At 56.8% G+C, this 19041-nt stretch carries 16 protein-coding genes and 1 rRNA gene; 10 read left to right on the forward strand and 7 right to left on the reverse strand.

Going from position 1 to position 19041, the window contains the following annotated elements; all coding sequences use genetic code 11:
• Positions 1-55: 55 nt before the first annotated feature.
• Positions 56-3016, reverse strand: a complete 2961-nt coding sequence (gene glnE / locus OUO13_RS07670; RefSeq protein ID WP_283173281.1) for a bifunctional [glutamate--ammonia ligase]-adenylyl-L-tyrosine phosphorylase/[glutamate--ammonia-ligase] adenylyltransferase — start codon at positions 3014-3016, stop codon at positions 56-58.
• A 151-nt stretch (positions 3017-3167) separates the two neighbouring features.
• Here glnE and OUO13_RS07675 point away from each other — a divergent pair, with 151 nt between their 5' ends.
• The 3 genes from OUO13_RS07675 (at position 3168) to OUO13_RS07685 (ending at position 6984) form a co-directional block, all read left to right on the forward strand.
• Positions 3168-3749: a hypothetical protein gene (locus tag OUO13_RS07675; protein WP_283173282.1), complete on the forward strand. Its 582-nt coding sequence runs from the start codon at positions 3168-3170 to the stop codon at positions 3747-3749.
• Between the two features lie 93 nt (positions 3750-3842).
• Complete coding sequence (gene mrcB, locus OUO13_RS07680) at positions 3843-6323, forward strand: penicillin-binding protein 1B (protein ID WP_283173283.1); 2481 nt, start codon at positions 3843-3845, stop codon at positions 6321-6323.
• A gap of 49 nt (positions 6324-6372) precedes the next feature.
• Positions 6373-6984, forward strand: coding sequence for a tetratricopeptide repeat protein (locus OUO13_RS07685; protein ID WP_283173284.1), 612 nt, complete (start codon positions 6373-6375; stop codon positions 6982-6984).
• A 162-nt stretch (positions 6985-7146) separates the two neighbouring features.
• On the opposite strand, the gene OUO13_RS07690 is transcribed toward OUO13_RS07685, so the two are convergent.
• The 4 genes from OUO13_RS07690 to OUO13_RS07705 all read right to left on the reverse strand — a co-directional run bounded on the left by OUO13_RS07690 (position 7147) and on the right by OUO13_RS07705 (position 11370).
• The gene (locus OUO13_RS07690; protein ID WP_283173285.1) at positions 7147-7764 is read right to left on the reverse strand and encodes a hypothetical protein; all 618 of its coding nucleotides are present in this window, start codon (positions 7762-7764) and stop codon (positions 7147-7149) included.
• Complete coding sequence (gene hemL, locus OUO13_RS07695; RefSeq protein WP_283173286.1) at positions 7764-9059, reverse strand: glutamate-1-semialdehyde 2,1-aminomutase; 1296 nt, start codon at positions 9057-9059, stop codon at positions 7764-7766. The genes OUO13_RS07690 and hemL overlap by 1 nt, the downstream gene beginning before the upstream one ends.
• 103 nt (positions 9060-9162) lie before the next feature.
• Entirely contained in the window at positions 9163-9588 is a 426-nt protein-coding gene (gene hemJ, locus OUO13_RS07700; RefSeq protein WP_283173287.1) for a protoporphyrinogen oxidase HemJ, read from the reverse strand.
• A gap of 15 nt (positions 9589-9603) precedes the next feature.
• A complete protein-coding gene (locus tag OUO13_RS07705) occupies positions 9604-11370 on the reverse strand; it encodes a chloride channel protein (protein ID WP_283173288.1) in 1767 nt (588 codons plus the stop codon).
• A 119-nt stretch (positions 11371-11489) separates the two neighbouring features.
• On the opposite strand from OUO13_RS07705, the gene argC reads away from it, so the two are divergent.
• From argC to OUO13_RS07730, 5 genes are all read left to right on the forward strand, one after another.
• The gene (gene argC / locus OUO13_RS07710; RefSeq protein WP_283173289.1) at positions 11490-12521 is read left to right on the forward strand and encodes an N-acetyl-gamma-glutamyl-phosphate reductase; all 1032 of its coding nucleotides are present in this window, start codon (positions 11490-11492) and stop codon (positions 12519-12521) included.
• Positions 12522-12540: 19 nt separating this feature from the next.
• Complete coding sequence (locus OUO13_RS07715; protein ID WP_283173290.1) at positions 12541-13284, forward strand: DUF6776 family protein; 744 nt, start codon at positions 12541-12543, stop codon at positions 13282-13284.
• 9 nt (positions 13285-13293) lie between these two features.
• Positions 13294-13722: a bactofilin family protein gene (locus tag OUO13_RS07720; protein ID WP_283173291.1), complete on the forward strand. Its 429-nt coding sequence runs from the start codon at positions 13294-13296 to the stop codon at positions 13720-13722.
• Positions 13723-13780: 58 nt separating this feature from the next.
• The gene (gene erpA / locus OUO13_RS07725) at positions 13781-14128 is read left to right on the forward strand and encodes an iron-sulfur cluster insertion protein ErpA (RefSeq protein ID WP_283173292.1); all 348 of its coding nucleotides are present in this window, start codon (positions 13781-13783) and stop codon (positions 14126-14128) included.
• A gap of 139 nt (positions 14129-14267) precedes the next feature.
• The gene (locus OUO13_RS07730; RefSeq protein ID WP_283173293.1) at positions 14268-14657 is read left to right on the forward strand and encodes a DsrE family protein; all 390 of its coding nucleotides are present in this window, start codon (positions 14268-14270) and stop codon (positions 14655-14657) included.
• A gap of 15 nt (positions 14658-14672) precedes the next feature.
• Here OUO13_RS07730 and OUO13_RS07735 read toward each other — a convergent pair whose 3' ends face one another.
• On the reverse strand, positions 14673-15764 hold the full coding sequence (locus tag OUO13_RS07735; RefSeq protein WP_283173294.1) for an anhydro-N-acetylmuramic acid kinase: 1092 nt from the start codon (positions 15762-15764) through the stop codon (positions 14673-14675).
• Positions 15764-16900 (reverse strand): peptidoglycan DD-metalloendopeptidase family protein, encoded by a 1137-nt coding sequence (locus tag OUO13_RS07740; RefSeq protein WP_283173295.1) that lies wholly within the window; start codon positions 16898-16900, stop codon positions 15764-15766. The genes OUO13_RS07735 and OUO13_RS07740 overlap by 1 nt, the downstream gene beginning before the upstream one ends.
• A gap of 357 nt (positions 16901-17257) precedes the next feature.
• Here OUO13_RS07740 and tyrS point away from each other — a divergent pair, with 357 nt between their 5' ends.
• On the forward strand, positions 17258-18559 hold the full coding sequence (tyrS, locus tag OUO13_RS07745; RefSeq protein WP_283173296.1) for a tyrosine--tRNA ligase: 1302 nt from the start codon (positions 17258-17260) through the stop codon (positions 18557-18559).
• A gap of 394 nt (positions 18560-18953) precedes the next feature.
• Positions 18954-19041: ribosomal RNA gene (locus tag OUO13_RS07750) — 16S ribosomal RNA — on the forward strand; the annotation flags it as partial.

The raw sequence follows: 19041 nt of genomic DNA on the forward strand, positions 1-19041 counted from the left end.
CCGACACCCGACACCCGACACCCGACACCCGACACCCGACACCCGACACCCGATGTCAGACGTCAGGCGCTGTTGCCGGTTCGAGCCACTGATTCCAGAGGCGGCTGACTTCGGCACGGCATGTATCAAATCCGAGTTCGCGGGTTTCCTCGTCTTCCAGTAACAGTTTCTGGTTTTGCAGGGCGCGGCGATGGGTTTCGGCGCGGTAGGCGAGGTAGGTGTCTTGCAGCAGCTGGCGGTCGGCGCTGCTGAGCAGGCCGACGGCTTCAAAGCCGTCGAGCAGGCGCATGTTGTCGGTGACTTCCAGCAGTTGTGGATACTGGTGTGCCCATGCGAGCACGCCGTATTGCACCAGGAATTCGATATCCACAATGCCACCGGCGTCCTGTTTGAGGTGGAACTTGCTGGCGTTAACGGTGCTGTTGCCGGTGCCGAGCTGGTCGCGCATTTTCTGGCGCATGCTGCGGACTTCTTCCTGCAGGGTGGCCTGATCACGGGCCTGACCGAGGGTAACGGCACGAATGCGGCTAAATCCGGCGGCGACCTGTGGGCTGCCACAGAGCACGCGGGCGCGGGTCAGGGCCTGATGCTCCCAGGTCCAGGCGTGTTTCTGCTGGTATTCATCAAAGGCCTTGAGGCTGGCGACAATCATGCCGGAGTTGCCGGACGGTCGCAGGCGCATGTCGACTTCGTAAATATCACCGGTGCGGGTCTGGGTGGTGAGAATGTGGATCATGCGCTGACCCAGACGGGTGTAGAACACGTTGTTATCAATGCTGCGCTGGTTGCTGCCGGCATCGGCCTGGGTCACGCCCATGGAGTCGCTGTCGTGCAGGAACACCAGATCGAGGTCGGAGCTGTAACTCATCTCCAGACCACCCACCTTGCCGTAACCGATAATCGCCAGCTGTGGGTCGGTTTCCACTTCGCCGTCGCGACGGGATGGATAACCGTATTTGCTGACCATCTGTTGCCAGGAAATCTGCAATACCGCTTCGAGGGTCACTTCGGCGAGGAAGGTCAGGTAGTCGCTGATTTTCATCAGCGGCAAGGTGCCGGTGACTTCGCAGGCGGCGGCGTGCAGCTTGTGGGCGCGCACAAAGTGGCGCAGCTGTTCCATCTGCTGTTCGAGGTCGTCTTCGGCAATGCGCAGCAGGCGCAGGTGCAGTTCTTCGCGCAGCTCCAGATGTTGCGGGCAGCGCAGCAGGTTACGGCTGTTGAGTAACTCGTCGAGCAGCAGCGGTGTCTGGGCGATGTAGGCGGCCACCCACGGCGACGCGCTGCACAGACGGATCAGCTGTTTGAGGGCGTGCGGATTTTCTTTCAGCAACACCAGATAGGCGGTACGCCGCAACACGGCTTCCAGCAGCGGCAGCAGGCGTTCGAAGGTTACGGTCGGTTGTGGATACGCACTGAGGGTTTCCAGCAGGGCTGGCATCAGGCTTTCCAGACGCTCGCGGCCAATCGCCTGCATGCTGTTGACGGCACGGCTGTCGCGGAATTTGCTCAGCAGGTTGGCGAACGGGGTTTCCAGCAGTTCCGGGCAGCAGGTGTTAATGGTGGTACGTGAGCTTTCGGCAAGATCACCATGCCAGAGATCGATCCAGGTGTGCTGCTGTTCCTGCTCGGGCTGGTCTTCGTCCGGGCTGCGGACGATTTCAGCAAAGTGGTGGCGGACGGCACTGCGATGCTGTTCCAGCACCTGCAGATAGGCTGGCCAGTCGTCAAAGCCCATACAAAGCGCAATACGCGCTTGCGCTTCCGGTTGGTCGGGCAGCTGTTGTGACTGCTCGTCGTTGAGGGCCTGAATGGCGTGTTCACTGTCGCGCAGGAACAGGTACGCCTCGCGCAATTCGCGGGCGGCATCGGCGGGCAGATAACCTTCGTCGGCAAGAATACCCAGCACCGGCAGCAACTGTCGTTGTTGCAGCTGTTTGTCCTGGCCGCCGCGAATCAGCTGAAAGGCCTGTACGGTAAATTCCACTTCACGGATACCACCAGGGCCGAGTTTGACGTCCATATCGAGGCCGCGACGGCGCACTTCGGCGTTGATCATGGCTTTCATGGAGCGCAGTGATTCAAAGGCGCTGTAGTCGATATACACGCGGTAGGTGAACGGCCGCAGGATGTTCAACAGCTCGCGGGCGTAGGAGTCCTGTTCGCCTGTCATTACCCGCGCCTTGACCATGGCGTAACGTTCCCAGTCGCGGCCCTGATCCTGGTAATACTCTTCCATCGAGTCGAAGTTCATCACCAGCGGGCCACTCTGGCCGTATGGACGCAGGCGCATGTCGGTGCGGAACACAAAGCCGTCACTGGTGGAGCGGTCGAGGGCGGTGATCAGCTTCTGGCCGAGTTTGATGAAATACTCCTGATTGCTGAGCACTTTCGGGCCGCTGGTTTCGCCGGATTCCGGGTAGGTGAAAATCAGGTCAATGTCGGAACTGAGGTTGAGTTCATAGCCCCCGAGTTTGCCCATACCGAGTACCAGCAATGGCTGTTCCAGTCCACTGCTGCGGCCGATTGGCGCACCATGACGCTGCTGCAACAGCGGGCTCAGGAAGCGGATGGAGCGGCATACGGTTTCATCGGCCAGGTCGGATACCGAACGGGTGGTGACCAGAGTGCTGGCGATTTTCAGAACGTCACACCAGATGATATGAACCATGGCGCGGCGACGCAGACGGCGCAGGGCTTTGCTCCAGAGATCCTCGCTGCTGCCCACTTCCAGCGTGCTGCAGATGGCGGTTAACCATTCGGCAATATCGGTGCGCACAATCGGTGTATTGATGCGGCCAGACTGGATTGCTTCGGCAAACCATTGGGCATCGTGGGCAAAACTGTCGGCGACGTATTGGCTGACGGTCATGACAGTGCGCAGCTGTTGCTGCGAGTTTTCCGGCAGGGCTGCAAAAAAGGTGGGCCAGTCAAAACCAAAACGACCACAGGTGTCAGCAACAATGGCTTGCAGGTGGGTCCAGCGGGCGTGCAGGGATTCCGGGAAACGGGCTGTCATAATCATTCTCGTGCCGTTATTTTTGTTTACTTTAACGTCCAATTTGGACAATTGCATTGTCGCAAGGCAGGTGGCCCGTTCAGACCCTTTACCTTGGCCGGGGTTTCCCGTTGTGCTAGGTTACGGACAGTTTTCTCAGGGATGGATGAACATGTTGCGACTTGCGTTTGTGTCGTGGGTCGGCTTGCTGCTGGCCGGGTGTGCTTCACACCCCGCAGCTGTGCAGTGGACCAATACTCACGGCGAATACCAGCCAATGGACGTCGACAGCCAGGTTCGTATGCTCGGTGGTCCACCGGGGCTGGTTGGCTGGCGTATGAACAGCAACGGCGACCGGGTGATGTCTCGTAATGCCCTGATGAAACGCAAGGCGTATCCTCTGGAGCTGCGCGCGCGTCAGTATCCGGATGACTGGCTGCAACACTATGAGGTTCTGGAGCTGCATCTGCAGCGTGAGGCCTCAGCCAATGGGCAGGTTTCTGACCTGTCGATGGAACTCTGTGGTCAGTCGTTGACCATACCTGCTTCTGCCTGGAATTCGGCTCCTGCTGAATGGGTGGTACGTGCCGATCTGTCGGCGCTGCGTGATCAGGCTCCGCATGGATGTGAACCGGCATTCGTTTATCAGATCGAACTGGTGCCGGACGACGATCCGGTGGATGTGCTGCTGTCGGATATCAGGATTCGTTTCCTGCCGGCCGCTGGCGAACGGCTTGGCCAGAATTCGCCATAATGGTCTGATTGGTAATTTGCCAGCGGATACCTGATATTTGTCCAGTATCCCGTTAGACTCCCGTGTGAATCCAACCCTGGTTCCCTGAAATATATGCCTTTTTCCGGATTATGGTCGGTATCCCGGCTTCTGATGGCGGCTGCTTCTGGCAAGCCGCGCAAACCAAAATCTGATCCTGATGCTGCCTGGGGTAATAACCCCGATGGTCGGCCAGCCAGTACCCCGCGTTCCACCCCCAAACCACCGGCCAAAAAAACCGGCACGGGCCGCAAGCGTTCGTCCGGTGGTGGTGGCAGCAAACCGCCACGCTCGCTGGGCTGGTTCGGCTCGCTGCTGATGTGGATGATCCGGCTGGGGATTCTCGGTGCGGTGATTCTGGCGGCATCGCTGGTTTATCTCGACTCGCAGATGCGTGAGCAGTTTGAAGGCCGCAAATGGACGCTGCCAGCGCGGGTATATGCCCGTCCGCTGCAGCTGTATCCGGGCCAGCTGCTCAGCAGTGAACAGCTGGGAGCTGAACTGCAATGGACCGATTATCACCCGGTGGGTGGTTCACCTCGTCCTGGGACGTTTGAGCGGGTTGGTGATCGCTGGACCATTTATCGCCGTGACTTTGTGTTCTGGGATGGCCCGGAGCCAGCCCATCGGGTGGAGCTGACGCTGAATGGTGGTCGGGTTGATCGCTTGTGGGTTGACGGTGCCGATCAGGCCTTGGTGCGTCTGGAGCCTCAATACATCGGCGGGATTTTTCCGGCCCATAACGAAGACCGCGAACTGGTGAAACTCGATCAGGTGCCGTCGGAGTTGCTGGGTGCGCTGGTGGTAACCGAAGACAAGGACTTCTTTAACCACTGGGGTATTTCCCTGCGTGGTATTGCCCGCGCCATGATGGCCAACGTCGAAGCGGGTTCCTTTGTACAGGGTGGTTCAACCCTGACCCAGCAGCTGGTGAAAAACTTCTATCTGAGTGAAGAGCGTTCGCTGGCGCGTAAAGGCCGTGAAGCCATGATGGCGATCCTGATGGAGTTGCATTACTCCAAGGGTGACATCCTGCAGTCCTATATCAACGAGGTGTACCTTGGGCAGTCCGGACGTCGGGCGATTCACGGTTTTGCGTTGGCCTCGCGTTTCTACTTTGGCAAACCCATGAGTGAGCTGGATGTTGGCGAAATGGCCACGCTGGTGGGGCTGGTGAAAGGTGCATCCTATTACAACCCGAAAAAACACCCGCAACGGGCGCAGGAACGCCGTGATCTGGTGCTTACCCTGATGCGGGATAACGGTGTGATCACCGAGGACCAGTACCAGCAAGCCATCAAACGGCCACTGACCACCTCCGACAGCAAACGGGCGGGCCAGCGTGAGTACCCGGCATTCCTGGAGCTGGTAAAAGCCCAGTTGAAAGAAGACTACAAACAGGAAGACCTCGAAAACGAAGGCCTGAACATCTTTACCACGCTCGACCCGTGGATTCAGAACAGCCTTGAAGCCGCAGCAACCGCACAACTGGCGGCGCTGGAAAAAGGTCGTGCCAACCTGACGGATCAGCTCGAAACCGCCGCGGTCATTACCAGTATTGATGGTGGTGAAGTACGGGCGCTGCTGGGTTCCCGTCGTCCGGGCTATTTCGGCTTTAACCGTGCGGTGAATGCCCGTCGTCCGATTGGCTCGCTGGCCAAACCGGTGGTGTATCTGGCGGCACTGGAAAGTGGCCGTTTCAACTGGGGTTCGCCGCTGGATGACAGTCCGCTGCGGGTCGAAATGCCGGGTGCTCCGGTGTGGACACCACAGAACTACGATCGCAAGAGTCATGGTGTGGTGCCGATGGTGGATGCCTTGGCAGGCTCCTATAACCTGTCGACCGCCCGTATGGGTCTGCGTGTGGGCCTGGATAATGTGGTGGCCGAGTTCCGCTCGCTGGGTGTGACCGAAGACATCAAGCCGTATCCGTCGCTGTTGCTGGGTTCGTTGGAACTGTCACCGTTGCAGGTGGCGGCCATGTACCAGCCTTTGGCTGCCCAGGGCTTCCGGATGCCGATGCGCACCGTTGAAGGTGTGACCACCCAACAGGGCCAGACCCTGTCGTCGTATGCCGCCAGTGGTGAGCAGGTGGTAGACCCGATGAACGTCGCCTGGCTGCGTTATGGTCTGGAACAGGTAGTGGAACGTGGTACCGCTCGCAAGCTGCTGACCCGTCTGCCGGGGCCGCTGGCCGGTAAAACCGGTACCAGTGATGACCAGCGTGACGCCTGGTTTGCCGGTTTTGATAACCGTCACCTCGGGGTGATCTGGGTCGGCCGTGACGACAACCAGACCATGCCATTTGCCGGTGCCGGTGCGGCGCTGCCAATCTGGATGGATACGTTTGCCAAGGCCGGTGTTGATCCTCTGCCACCGCAGGCGCAGATGGTTCAGGTGGTGGTGGATGCCCAGGGCAATCAGCTTGGTGAAGGCTGTATTGGTACCCTGTATCCGTTCCCGCCTGAGCGGGTAGATGGCAATGCCCAGCCGTGTCGTACAACCCAGGATACCGAATCCGGTTTGCTCGAATGGCTGATGCGTCAGGTTGAATAATATCGGTGATCACCGCATAAAGGCGGTATCACGGATTGCTGGAGAGAATATGAACAGACTGACTGTAACCGGAGCCATGCTGGCTCTGGCCCTGCTGGTCACCGGTTGTGCCCCGGCGGCAGTACGAACTTCGTCGGACTCGATGGTGACCAGACCTTCGCTGCCATCACCCAAACCACCGCTGGCCAACGACAGTTACAGCCGGGTGGATAACACTGCGCAGGCCGTGCCCGCTACGGTGGTAGAGCCGGTACAGCTGGAAGCGCCGGAAGTATTGCCGGAGTGGAATGACGCGCTGCTGGTCAGTCTGGATCAGGGTAATCACCATCCAGCGATCCAATCGCTGTTACAAAAAGCCGAACAGTCTCGTCAGCAGCAAAACTGGTCGGCGACATTGACCTGGCTGGATCAGGCGCGCCAGATTCAGCCACGTAATGCGGATGTTCTGTATCGTCAGGGCTGGGTGTTGGCGCAGACCGAGCGTTATTCGGAAGCCGAGCAGTTGCTGCAGCGGGCGCGAATGTTCAGTACCGATAACAGTCTGACGGCTCGTATCCTGTTGTTGCGCAGTGATTGTTTGCAGCATCTGGGACGTGACAGCGAAGCGGATTCGGTACGGCGTGAAGCGGCTCGTCTTGATCCGTCCCTGCTGATTGGCTGATAAGCGGACGGGCTGATCTGTTCTGATCACAACAACTCCGGGGCAATACCAATTGCGCCCCGGTGTTGTTTGGTATTACAGACAATACAAATCGATAATACGAGTCAGCGGTACTTGAGCAGAGCTGTGTGGCGCATTTCAGAGTGCCCTGGCCATATATGGTCAGTCTGCTGCCGCCATGCGGTAAGAGACAGGTTGGGCCAGCATCAGCAGTCCCAGCAGGATCGCCAACCACAGAGAAGTCAGGCCACTGTGCAGCACATTTGACGGTGCCAGGTGCAGGATAATCCAGCACATAGGCGGAAAGGTCAGGAACCAGAAGCGCTGCTGACGGCTGAAATCCGTCAGGCGTTCGGTCTGACGCAGCAGGAATGGCAACATCAGCGCCGTTCCGCCGACCACCAGAGTAGCCAGCAGGACCCACTCCAGCACGCCGGAGCGACGGCCCAGTTCAAACACCACACACCAGCCCAGGAAAATCCGGCCCCAGGTCTGGCGGGTAAAGTGATAACGCAACCGTTCCGCCAGATGGGTGCACACCAGCATCGGCAGTGCCGCATACATGGCGAGCTGACGCATCAGTAGTTCGGACTGGGCGATCTCGTGATCATGCATGCTGTGATACAGCAGGCTGGCCACCGCGTAACCGACAATCATCAGTGCCGCTGCAAAACGGGCGGCAGCGGAGCCTGGCCATTGCTGGCCACGCGCCGCCGGACGATTGCTCACAGCCAGCAGCAGGCTGCTGGCCAGTAACAGCAGATCGGCAATGATCAGCATTACAGTGACGCCATAACCTTGTCGGCCGCGGCGATGGTGAAGTCGATGTCGTCTTCGGTATGAGCGAAGGACATAAAACCGGCTTCAAACGCTGACGGAGCCAGGTACACGCCCTGTTCCAGCATGCCGTGGAAGAACTTGCCAAAACGCTGGGCATCACACTGCTGCAGCACGTGCTGGTAGTTCTCGACTTTCTCCAGTTCGGTGAAGAACAGGCCAAACATGGAACCGGCCTTGTTGTAGGTGAACGGGATACCGTGTTTGTCAGCGGCGGCCTTGAAACCAGCCAGCATACGGTCAACACGAGCGTTCAGCTGTTCATATACACCCGGTTTCTGGATTTCTTTCAGCATGGCCAGACCAGCCGCCATCGCCAGCGGGTTACCGGACAGGGTACCGGCCTGATATACCGGGCCCAGAGGTGCCAGTTTTTCCATGATGGCGCGCTTGCCACCAAAAGCCCCCACTGGCAGACCACCACCAATGACCTTGCCCAGACAGGTCATGTCCGGAACGATGCCGTAGTGAGCCTGGGCGCCACCCAGGGCGACACGGAAACCGCTCATGACTTCGTCGAAAATCAGCACGATGCCATGTACGTCACACAGCTCACGCAGCCCCTGCAGGAATGATTTGCTTGGCGGAATGCAATTCATGTTGCCCGCTACTGGCTCGATGATCACACAGGCGATCTGGTCGCCCATCTGTGCGAAACACTCACGAACGTGATCGAGGTCGTTGTAGTTCAGGGTAATGGTGTGTTCAGCCACGCTGGCGGGTACGCCCGGAGAGGTCGGAACACCCAGGGTCAGCATGCCGGAACCGGCTTTGACCAGCAGGGAGTCGGAGTGACCGTGGTAGCAGCCTTCAAACTTCACCATCTTGTCGCGGCCGGTGTAACCACGGGCCAGACGGATGGCACTCATGGTGGCTTCGGTGCCGGAGTTGACCATACGCACCATGTCCATGGACGGGATCAGCTTGCACACTTCGCTGGCCATTTCGCTTTCGATTGCGGTTGGCGCGCCAAAGCTCAGACCCAGTTCCATACGGTCGCGGATGGCATCGATAATCTGCGGGGCGCTGTGACCCAGAATCATCGGGCCCCAGGAGCCAACGTAGTCAACGTAGCGGTTACCGTCGACGTCATACACGTAAGCACCTTTGGCTTTTTCGAAGAAAATCGGAGTGCCACCCACACCTTTGAACGCACGTACCGGGGAGTTCACACCACCGGGAATGTGTTGCTGGGCTGATTCAAACAGGGCCTGGGATTTGGATGTGCTGTAAGACATATGCATTTTCCTGTGGATTTCAGAATTCCTGACACGCAGGGCGTGAACCCTGCGTCAGACAACAGACAGTGGATATCTGCTGCGTTTTAAAACGGGCGGACGATCAAAATGGACGCACTACCACCAGAATCACCACGGCGATCAGGATGAACACCGGGATTTCATTAAACCAGCGATACCAGACGTGACCACGGGTGTTCTGGTCGGCCGCAAACAGACGGTTCAGTTTGCCGCAATACAGGTGATAACCAACCAGCAGGGCAACCAGCGTCAGCTTGGCGTGCATCCAGTGGGTGTCGATCAGGTAATACTGCGGGTTAAAGCTGATCAGCCAGCTGCCCAGTGCCAGCACAACCAGCATGGACGGCCACATGATGCCGCGGTACAGCTTGCGTTCCATGATCTTGAAACGGTCGCGGGAGACCTGATCTTCAGCGGCGGCGTGGTACACATACAGGCGTGGCAGATAAAAAATCCCGGCAAACCAGGTGATCACGGCGATGATGTGGAAGGCTTTGACCCAGAGCATATCGGTTCCTGTTGGTTACGGACGTGCATTACGTGGCTGGTAGCGATAGAAACGTTCGATCATGTCGCGAGACACCAGTCCGAGACAGTTGCCAGGGCCTCGTTTGCTGGTGGAGGGGCGACGATAAACGCCCAGCCATTGAATGTCACGCGCCTGCATCTGATCGAGGGCGTCCTGCAGGTTGGCCTTCAGCGGGATGCGCTGAATCGCCGCACGACTCCCGGGAATCGACAGCAGATCAATGCTGTGGACCGGTTCCGACAGGGCATCATCCGGGGCCGGTAATTGGCTCAGGGCTTCAGCAACGGCGGCCATTGGCACCAGAATCTGCTCCTGTTCCAGCAATAACCATTCGGTATGGCCTTCCAGTAACTGGCGTGCAAGCTGGGCATCGAGATGGCGTTCAACCGTGGCAACTGCACGGGTCATGGCATCGGCCACCCAGGTGTTGCGCAACATCAGCAGTACCGGGTCCGGGGTCTGATACAGCTGGTTGCCACCGAGTTGTACTTCAAACACCGACGGCAGCCGGAATCCTTCGCTGACTACCAGAGTGGCAATCACAATCGCCAGCATACCGGGCATGATCAGGTTCGGGTTGGCGGTCAGCTCCAGTAATGCCATCAGCGCCGCCAGCGGAGCACCCAGCACCGCGCCCATCATGGCTCCCATCCCCAGCATCACGTAAAAGCCGGTTTCAAGGCCGCGTTCACTGAAGGTGGTAGACATGGCATCACCAATCAAGGCCCCCAGCATGGCACCAATAAACAGTACCGGGCCGATCAGACCGGCCGGAAAACGGATCGCGGCTGCCCACGAGGCCAGCAACAGCTTGGCCAGCAGCACCATGACAAATACACCCGCGACCACGTTGCCCGACAGGGCAGCGTTTACGGTGTCGTAACCGGTGCCCATGATGTCCGGCAGATACCAGCTGATGGCCGCCGTGGTGAGGGTCAGGGAACCCCAGCGAGCCCACAGTGGCAGCCGATTCAGACGCTGTAGATAACGTACGGTCCAGATAAACGCCGCTGCCAGACCACCGGCCGCAAACGCCAGAATCAGCACGGCGGGTAATTCCAGCAGCGAGTGCATCGACAGTGGTGGCACATCAAATGCCGGGGTATTGCCAAAAATGGCGCGGCTGACAATGGCTCCCGCCACCGACGCCAGCATGATGGGGATAAAACTGCGGGTGCTGTATTCCAGCAACACCACTTCCATCGCAAAAATCACCCCGGCAATCGGGGTGTTGAACGATGCCGAGATCGCACTGGCAACACCGGCACCGGCGAGAATCCGCAACCGATGGTGCGCGAGGCCGGTGAACTGGCCGATCTGGCTGGCGGTGCCTGCGCCGAGGTGAATCGCCGGGCCTTCACGACCAATGCTGTGACCACTGAGCAGGGCGATGACGGCGGCCAGCCACTGCAGCAGCAGGTTGCTGGATGGCAGATAGCCTTGATGGCGCTCCATACGGATCAGTACATGGGTGACACCGACGCTGCGGCCTTCCTCGTTGCGGCGCGAAAACAGCAGGATCAGGGCTAGGCCACCGCAGATCAACATGCCGGTACGCAACATCGGTGACAATGTTTCGAAGCTTTCTGCCGATGTCATGGGCAGAAACAGGATGAGTGGCCATTCGATGGCAAGGCGGAACAGGGTAATCACAATACCGGATGCCAGACCGGCCAGCAGCGCCAGCAAAGCCAGCCCCAGCTGGCTGTCGGAGAGGATCAGCTGCTGTAGCCACGGCGGCGGGTTGGGAAGTTTTACCAACAATCGGAGTCCTTGATTGGTTGCTGCGGTGGAAGGGAAATCCAGAAGCGGTATTATAAGCGCCTTTGGGAACGGCTGCCCCCACCGATGGTGGCCAATTGCAATTTTGAGGTGTCGGTGTGATCAAGGTAGGTATCGTCGGAGGAACAGGCTACACAGGCGTTGAGCTGCTGCGCATCCTGGTTAACCATCCAGAAGCAGAGCTGAGCGTTATTACTTCCCGTAGTGAGGAAGGTGTTCGCGTTGCTGACATGTACCCGAACCTGCGCGGTCACACCGATCTGCGCTTCAGTGTACCGGATGCTGACAAGCTGGCGGCCTGTGACGTGGTGTTCTTCGCCACTCCACACGGTGTTGCACACTCGCTGGCTGGCGACATTCTGAAGTCTGGTACTCGTGTTATCGACCTGTCTGCAGACTTCCGTATCAAGGACGCTGACGAGTGGGAAAAATGGTACGGCCAGCCACACGGCGCCCGTGACATCCTGCCGGAAGCCGTTTACGGCCTGCCAGAACTGAAACGTGATGAGATCAAGGGCGCACGCCTGATCGCCGTTCCTGGCTGTTACCCGACCGCTGTACAGCTGGGTTTCCTGCCGCTGCTGGAAAACAATCTGCTGCCAGAACAGGTTCTGATCGCTGACTGCAAATCCGGTGTAAGTGGTGCCGGTCGTGGTGCCAGCGTGGGTTCCCTGCTGTGTGAAGCCAGCGAATCCCTGATGGCGTATGCCGTGAAAGGCCACCGTCACCTGCCGGAAATTCGTCAGGGTCTGGGCTGGGCGGCTGGCAAGGATGTGGGCCTGACCTTCATTCCGCACCTGACTCCGATGATTCGCGGTATCCACGCTACCCTGTACGCATTTGCGCCAGGTCTGGAAGCCGATCTGCAGGCGCTGTACGAAGCCCGTTACGCCAACGAACCATTTGTGGATGTGATGCCAGCAGGCAGCCACCCGGCTACCCGTTCTGTAAAAGGCAGCAACATGTGCCGTATCGCCGTTCACCGTCATGCCGCTACCGGCCAGATCGTGGTGTTGTCGGTAATCGACAACCTGGTGAAAGGTGCTTCCGGTCAGGCCGTACAGAACATGAACCTGATGTTTGGTCTGGACGAAACCACTGGTCTGAACCACGTGGCGCTGATGCCCTGATTAACGGGCGGTATCCGGTATGGCAATTGTAAAAGGGACAGTAAAGGGGAGTCGCCAGGATGATCTGGTGATTACCACTTTCCAGCCTGAACAACGCACCCGTCAGCGTTTGCTGACGGTGATTGCGCTGGTGGCTGTCGGATTTGGCGGCTTTGCCGGCGGGATGTACGGCAGTGTCGGCATGGTCGACAGTCTTACCGCCGAGCGCGATGAACTGCGCAGCCTGCTGGATGAAAATGAACAGACCATCGCCGACCTCACCCAACAGGTGGGTATCCTCCAGAAAGGGGGTGAGGTTGATCGTGTGGCGGCTGAAGACGTACGCGAAACCATTCGTGATCTGCGCTCCCGGGTAACCGGTCTGCAGGAAGAAGTGCGTTTTTACCGCGGCATCATGGTGGAAGATGAGGGCGTTGAAAAAGGCCTGAGTCTGAGCAAGGTGGAAATTCGTCCACTGCAAAACCAGCGTGCCCGTTACTCCGTGCTGCTCAGTCAGGTGGTGGACAACGCCGGTTATGTGGCCGGTACGGTAAACATGCGTGTGGTCGGGCTGCAGAAAGGCAAGGAAGCATCCTTTGCCCTCGGCCGTCTCGACAAACAGGTGAACGATGCCGGAGCGGCATTCCGCTTCCGTTACTTCCAGGAACTGACGGGTGAATTACAGCTGCCGGATGGCTTTGTGCCAACCAAGGTAGAAGTATCCGTCCAGGCGTCTGGCAAGGGCGGTCGCAAGATTGAACAGTCCATTGATTGGCCAACTTAAGGAAATACGATGTTCAGCGCCAAAGACAGCAAAGACAAGAGTGGCAATACTCACTACGACACCCTGATTTCAGCTCGTACCGAAATTGCAGGTGACGTTCATTTCTCCGGTGGCCTGCATGTCGATGGTGTCATCCGTGGCAACCTGATTGCCGAGCCAGGTAGCGGTGCCGTGGTACGTGTCAGTGACAAGGGCCGTATCGAAGGTGAAATCCGTTCCCCTAACGTGATCATCAATGGTCCGGTGCTGGGGGATGTACATGCTTACGAATATATCGAGCTAGCCAAAAGTGCTCAGGTAACCGGTGATGTGTATTACAACCTGATGGAAATGGTTTTGGGTGCTGCTGTGAACGGTCAGTTGCATCACCAGAGCAAGGAAGCCCAGGCTCACGCCAAGCCTGCCTTGGAAGTCGTTTCTGACAAGGTAAAAAGTTGACTGAAAAAGTCGGGTAATCGCATAATCGCGTATCTGTCTATTTTTGTGTTGAGCAACCATGACTGCTGTGCAATCTGCCGATCCTATTGAACTGACGGCTGCTGCCGAAGCCCGCATCCGCGAACTCCTTGCAGAGGAAGCGGACGACGAGCTGTGCCTGCGTGTGTTTGTAACCGGTGGTGGCTGCTCCGGCTTCCAGTACGGTTTCACCTTTGATGATGACCGTGATGACGACGATACCCTGCTCAACCGTGATGGTGTGCGGGTGCTGGTCGATTCCCTGAGCTTTGGTTATCTGTCTGGTTCAGTACTGGACTACCAGGAAGGTCTTGAAGGCGCCCGTTTTGTGGTGAGTAACCCGGCTGCCACTTCCACCTGTGGTTGTGGCTCCTCCTTCTCCATCTGATCGGATGCGCATGATCAGTCGGACGAATTGTTTTCAGTTTTCTCTTCAGGTTCTGGCCGTTGCCTGTATGGCAACGTTCTGCCAGGCCGATCCTGCTTCATCTGATCTTCTGAGCCCGGCCGATTATGAGCCGGCGCTGTTGTCTCCGTCTCCCGGTGTGGTTGGTCCTCGATACAAGGCTGTGCTGGAGTTGCACTCTGCGGCGGAGTTGCTGAAGGTGTTGCGGCGGGCAGAACAACTGGTGAATGAATCGCAGGAGAACGGTTATCCGGATCGTGAGCCGGTGGCGTTTATTCTGTACGGCGATGAAATCCGCCTGTTTGAGCACCAGCGTTATGGTGAAAACCGCGAAATAGTCGATCTGGCAGCGTCGCTGGAAGCCTATCGTGTGGTGGATCTCAAGGTCTGTGCCACCTGGTTGCGTGAGCACAATCTGCAGGAAAGTGATCTGCCTGCGTTTCTCGATTCTGTGCCTTACGGCCCGGATGAAGTTCGTCGCTTGCAGGAATCCGGTTACACCGACTTCTGAAGCTCTGCTGGCCGTTCAGGCCGGATAAATCCCACCCAGAATACGCAAGCCTGATGCGCCGGTTACCGATGGCTGGTTACCGGGCAGCCCCAGTAATGTCTGGCGAGCCAGCCACGCAAACGCCACCGCTTCCATACAATCCGGAGCAATACCGGCTTCCGCACTGCTGATCACCCGATGAGCGGGCAGCAGTTGTTGCAGACGCTCCAGCAACCAGCGATTACGAATCCCACCACCACAGACCAGCACCTCTCCAGAGGCATGTCCCCAGTTCTGGATGGATAACAGGATCGAACGGGCGGTCAGTTCCGTCAGGGTCGCCAGAACATCCTCGTGGGAGGTGGTGTGATCAATGTTCATATTCTCCAGCCGGAACAGCTCACGACCGGTGCTTTTGGGTGGCTCACAGCGGAAATAGTCGTGTTCAAGCCATTGGCTCAACAGTGATTCGATCACAGTACCGGAGCGGGCCAGAGCGCCATCTATGTCACAGGGTTGCGCCAGATACCGCTGGCACCATTCATCCATCAACGCATTACCAGGGCCACAATCGAAACCGATGGTATTTTCTCCCCGGATCACCGTGATATTGGCGATACCGCCGATATTCAGCACCATACGTGGAATCTGCTGATTGCCTAGGTAACGGGCATGGAAAGCCGGCACCAGCGGTGCACCCTGACCACCGGCAGCGATGTCGCGGCGGCGAAAATCGGCAACACAACAGATGGCTGTCAGTTCGGCGATGCGGCCCGGATCACCGATTTGCCAGCTGGCAACCGGGGGCTGTGGCTGATGGCGCAGAGTATGGCCGTGGCTGCCAATCGCGCGAATAGCCGTCGCAGGCAGGTTGGCTGCGTTCAGAACGGCCAGAGCAGCTTCGGCTGCCCGTTCGGCGATCTCGCGCTCCAGAGTCATTACATCTTCCGGAGCGAGCTGGGCGGCCACGGCTGCGGAGCGCAACGTGGCGGTGAACTCGGGGCTGTAGGGGCAGGATACAAACGCTTCAACGCTGAGCTGATCCTGATCGAATCGCACCAGCGCTGCGTCCATAGCGTCAGCGCTGGTGCCGGACATCAGACCAATATAACGCTCAACGTCCATCATCAGCCGGCCGGCTGGGCGTCTGGCGCCGGGGCTGGAGTGCTGGCAACCGGACTGACGGACAACTGATCCATCTGCTGGGTAATTTCTTTTGAACGTTTCAGAAAGGTCGCTTTTTCATTGGCGGCAATCGGTTCAGCCATTGGCAGCTTCAGAGTCAGGGAGTCACGCTGCACGCCGTCAACATGGAATTCGTAGTGCAGGTGAGGGCCAGTCGCCAGACCTGTCATACCGACGTAACCAATTACCTGGCTTTGTTTGACGGAGCGACCGGCACGAATATCACGGGCAAATGCGTTCAGGTGTGCATACAGGGTTTCGTAACGGCTGTTGTGCTGGATAACAACGACGTTACCAAAACCATTCTTACGGCCAGCAAAGGTTACCTTGCCGTTACCAGCGGCTTTCACCGGTGTACCAATCGGGGCTGCGTAGTCAGTGCCTTTGTGAGCACGGATGGTGTTCAGAATCGGGTGCTTACGGCCAAGACTGAAGCGCGAGCTGATACGGAAGAAATCGATCGGGTTACGCAGGAACGCCTTGCGCATACTCATGCCTTCCGGGGTGTAATAATTCACATTGCCGCTTTTGTCTTCATAACGAATGGCAGAATACAGCTGACCCTGGTTGCGGAAACGCACCCCCAGAATGTCGCCAGTACCAATCTTTTCACCATCCAGGAATATTTCTTCATACAGCACACTCATTTCGTCGCCCTTGCGGATATCCTGGGCAAAGTCGATGTCCCAGCCAAAGATGTTGGCAATTTCAATCAGGGTGCTTTCCGGGATACCGGCGCGCTCACCATCCAGGAACATGGAGTTCTCGATGCGGGCTTCGGCAAAACGTGGCAGGTGTTCAGCGTCACGCTGGATCAGCTGGTAAGCCAGCTTGCCTTCTTCGTTGCGAACGATGCGGTGTTTGGTCAGAGGAGAAACTTCGACTTCCATCTGCTGGATATGGTTATCACCCGTTCGAATCCAGCGAACTTTCTGATCAGGGCGCAGGCGCAGACTGTCCTTCGGGACAACTGCGGCAATTTCGATAATATCCGCCGCACTCAGCTGATTACGGCTGAACATTGATGACAGACTGCCACCGGAACGAATGGAATCTTCTTCCCACGGATCTTTTTCCACAGGCGCCGGTTTGGCTGTTGTTGCCGCTACAGGCACTTGTGCCTTGTTGTCAGCAGGCGTGGTTGTTTCTTGCCCTGGCAGAACCAGAGTCTCATGAATTTTGTGAGGAGTTTTCGCACCAGGCCAGAACAGAACAAGTACAAGAACAATAAGTGTAATAGCAACACCTGCCAGGTGAGTGGCAGGGAAAAATTGTAGTCTGGTGGACTGAGCCATGTCTAAGTCAACGTTCCTGAGTTATGGAAACTGCGTACAGCTCAGGTGAGAGCCGCGGGCATTTTAACCAGTGAGCTTGATTTTGCACATTGATCAGGTATTTTCGGCCCTCTTATTCATTGGACAATACCTGAGTACGTTATGACAGCCAAATTGATCAAAGATTTGAAAGCGAGAGGCCTGGTAAACCAGAGCACTGCTGAAGAAGAACTGGTTCAGCACCTTGAGTCTGGCATTCGTACTCTCTATTGCGGCTTTGATCCGACCGCCGACAGCCTTCACATTGGCAGTCTTGTTCCGCTGCTTACCCTCAAACGCTTCCAGATGGCAGGTCATCGTCCAATCGCTCTGGTTGGCGGCGCCACCGGTCTGATTGGTGATCCGAGCTTCAAGGCTCAGGAGCGCAAGCTCAACGGACCTGAAGTGGTTGCTGGCTGGGTCGACAAGATCAAAGCCCAGGTGTCTGCTTTTGTGGACTTCGATTGTGGCGATAACAGCGGGCTTGTTGTGAACAACCTGGATTGGGTTGGTTCCATGAGCGTGCTGGATTTTTTGCGCGACGTCGGCAAGCACTTCTCAGTAAACAACATGATTCAAAAAGAATCTGTGAAACAGCGTATCGAACGTGAAGGTTCTGGTATCTCTTTCACCGAGTTCACTTACATGTTGCTGCAGTCCTACGACTTTGCCGAGTTGGCTAACCAGCGTGCCTGCACACTGCAGATCGGTGGTTCGGACCAGTGGGGTAACATCGTGGGTGGTGTTGATCTCGCCCGTCGTATGTACAGCCAGCAAGTATTTGGTCTGACTTTGCCACTGGTAACCAAGTCTGACGGCACCAAATTCGGTAAAACCGAATCCGGTACCATCTGGCTCGATGCCAGCAAAACCTCTCCATATGCTTTCTACCAATTCTGGATGAACACAGCAGATGCAGACGTTTACAAGTTCCTGCGTTATTTCACCTTCCTGACTCCTGAGCGTATCGACGAAATCGAAGCGCACGATGCCAGTATTGAAGGTCGCAAGACTGCCCAGCCGATTCTGGCTGAAGAAGTTACTCGTCTTGTACACGGTGAAGAGGCATTGCAGTCCGCCCGTCGTATTACAGAAGCACTGTTCTCCGGTGACGTTGCGGCACTGACCGAAACCGAACTGGAGCAAATCAAACTGGATGGCCTGCCATCCGGAGATCTGGATCTGTCTGCTCTTACTGAAGTTCCGCTGACCACACTGTTGGCGGATTGCGGTATGGCGAAAGCTGGCCGGGAAGTAAAAGACGCACTGAGCCGTAACGCAGTCATTATTAACGGTTATGCCGCTGGTGCTGATGACAACATGAAAACCGCAGAGTGCTTTGCTGCCGACAAAGCCATGTTTGGTCGCTTCTTCCTGGTTCGTATGGGCAAGAAAAAGTACCACCTGTTTGAAGTTAAAAAATAATTTGAAAAAAGTGTTGACGCGCTCGGAAGGATCCTTATAATGCGCGGCCATTCGAGAGCAAAACTGCAACGCAGTAAAGCTTAAGAAAAAAGGGGTTGACAGTCACGAATGATTCGGTAGAATGCGCCCCCACAAAGACGAAGCGAAAACAAGCGCTGAAATCTGAGTGAAAAAAATGGTTGACATGAAAATTCGAAAGAGTATAATGCGCAACCCGATTCAACGATAAATTGAATCGCCGCTCTTTAACAATGTATTTAGACAATTACGTGTGGGTGCTTACCACGATGGTCTTAAGTCACAGATTATCAGGTAAGACTCTGTCGATAATTCATTTATTGTCAGTTTTTTACTGATCAAGATTTAGAGTGAATTTTTTCACTCGAAACACTTTGAACTGAAGAGTTTGATCATGGCTCAGATTGAACGCTGGCGGCAGGCTTAACACATGCAAGTCGAGCGGTAGCAGGCCTTCGGGTGCT

The sequence above is a fragment of the Parathalassolituus penaei genome, assembly GCF_026626885.1.
Taxonomy (GTDB): Bacteria; Pseudomonadota; Gammaproteobacteria; order Pseudomonadales; family Oceanobacteraceae; genus Oceanobacter; species Oceanobacter penaei.

Bases quoted from the DNA above. Each gene is read 5' to 3' on its own strand.
- glnE (WP_283173281.1), bottom strand. From the start codon at position 3,016: ATGACAGCCCGTTTCCCGGAATCCCTGCACGCCCGCTGGACCCACCTG.
- OUO13_RS07675 (WP_283173282.1), top strand. From the start codon at position 3,168: ATGTTGCGACTTGCGTTTGTGTCGTGGGTCGGCTTGCTGCTGGCCGGG.
- mrcB (WP_283173283.1), top strand. From the start codon at position 3,843: ATGCCTTTTTCCGGATTATGGTCGGTATCCCGGCTTCTGATGGCGGCT.
- OUO13_RS07685 (WP_283173284.1), top strand. From the start codon at position 6,373: ATGAACAGACTGACTGTAACCGGAGCCATGCTGGCTCTGGCCCTGCTG.
- OUO13_RS07690 (WP_283173285.1), bottom strand. From the start codon at position 7,764: ATGCTGATCATTGCCGATCTGCTGTTACTGGCCAGCAGCCTGCTGCTG.
- hemL (WP_283173286.1), bottom strand. From the start codon at position 9,059: ATGTCTTACAGCACATCCAAATCCCAGGCCCTGTTTGAATCAGCCCAG.
- hemJ (WP_283173287.1), bottom strand. From the start codon at position 9,588: ATGCTCTGGGTCAAAGCCTTCCACATCATCGCCGTGATCACCTGGTTT.
- OUO13_RS07715 (WP_283173290.1), top strand. From the start codon at position 12,541: ATGGCAATTGTAAAAGGGACAGTAAAGGGGAGTCGCCAGGATGATCTG.
- OUO13_RS07720 (WP_283173291.1), top strand. From the start codon at position 13,294: ATGTTCAGCGCCAAAGACAGCAAAGACAAGAGTGGCAATACTCACTAC.
- erpA (WP_283173292.1), top strand. From the start codon at position 13,781: ATGACTGCTGTGCAATCTGCCGATCCTATTGAACTGACGGCTGCTGCC.
- OUO13_RS07735 (WP_283173294.1), bottom strand. From the start codon at position 15,764: ATGATGGACGTTGAGCGTTATATTGGTCTGATGTCCGGCACCAGCGCT.
- tyrS (WP_283173296.1), top strand. From the start codon at position 17,258: ATGACAGCCAAATTGATCAAAGATTTGAAAGCGAGAGGCCTGGTAAAC.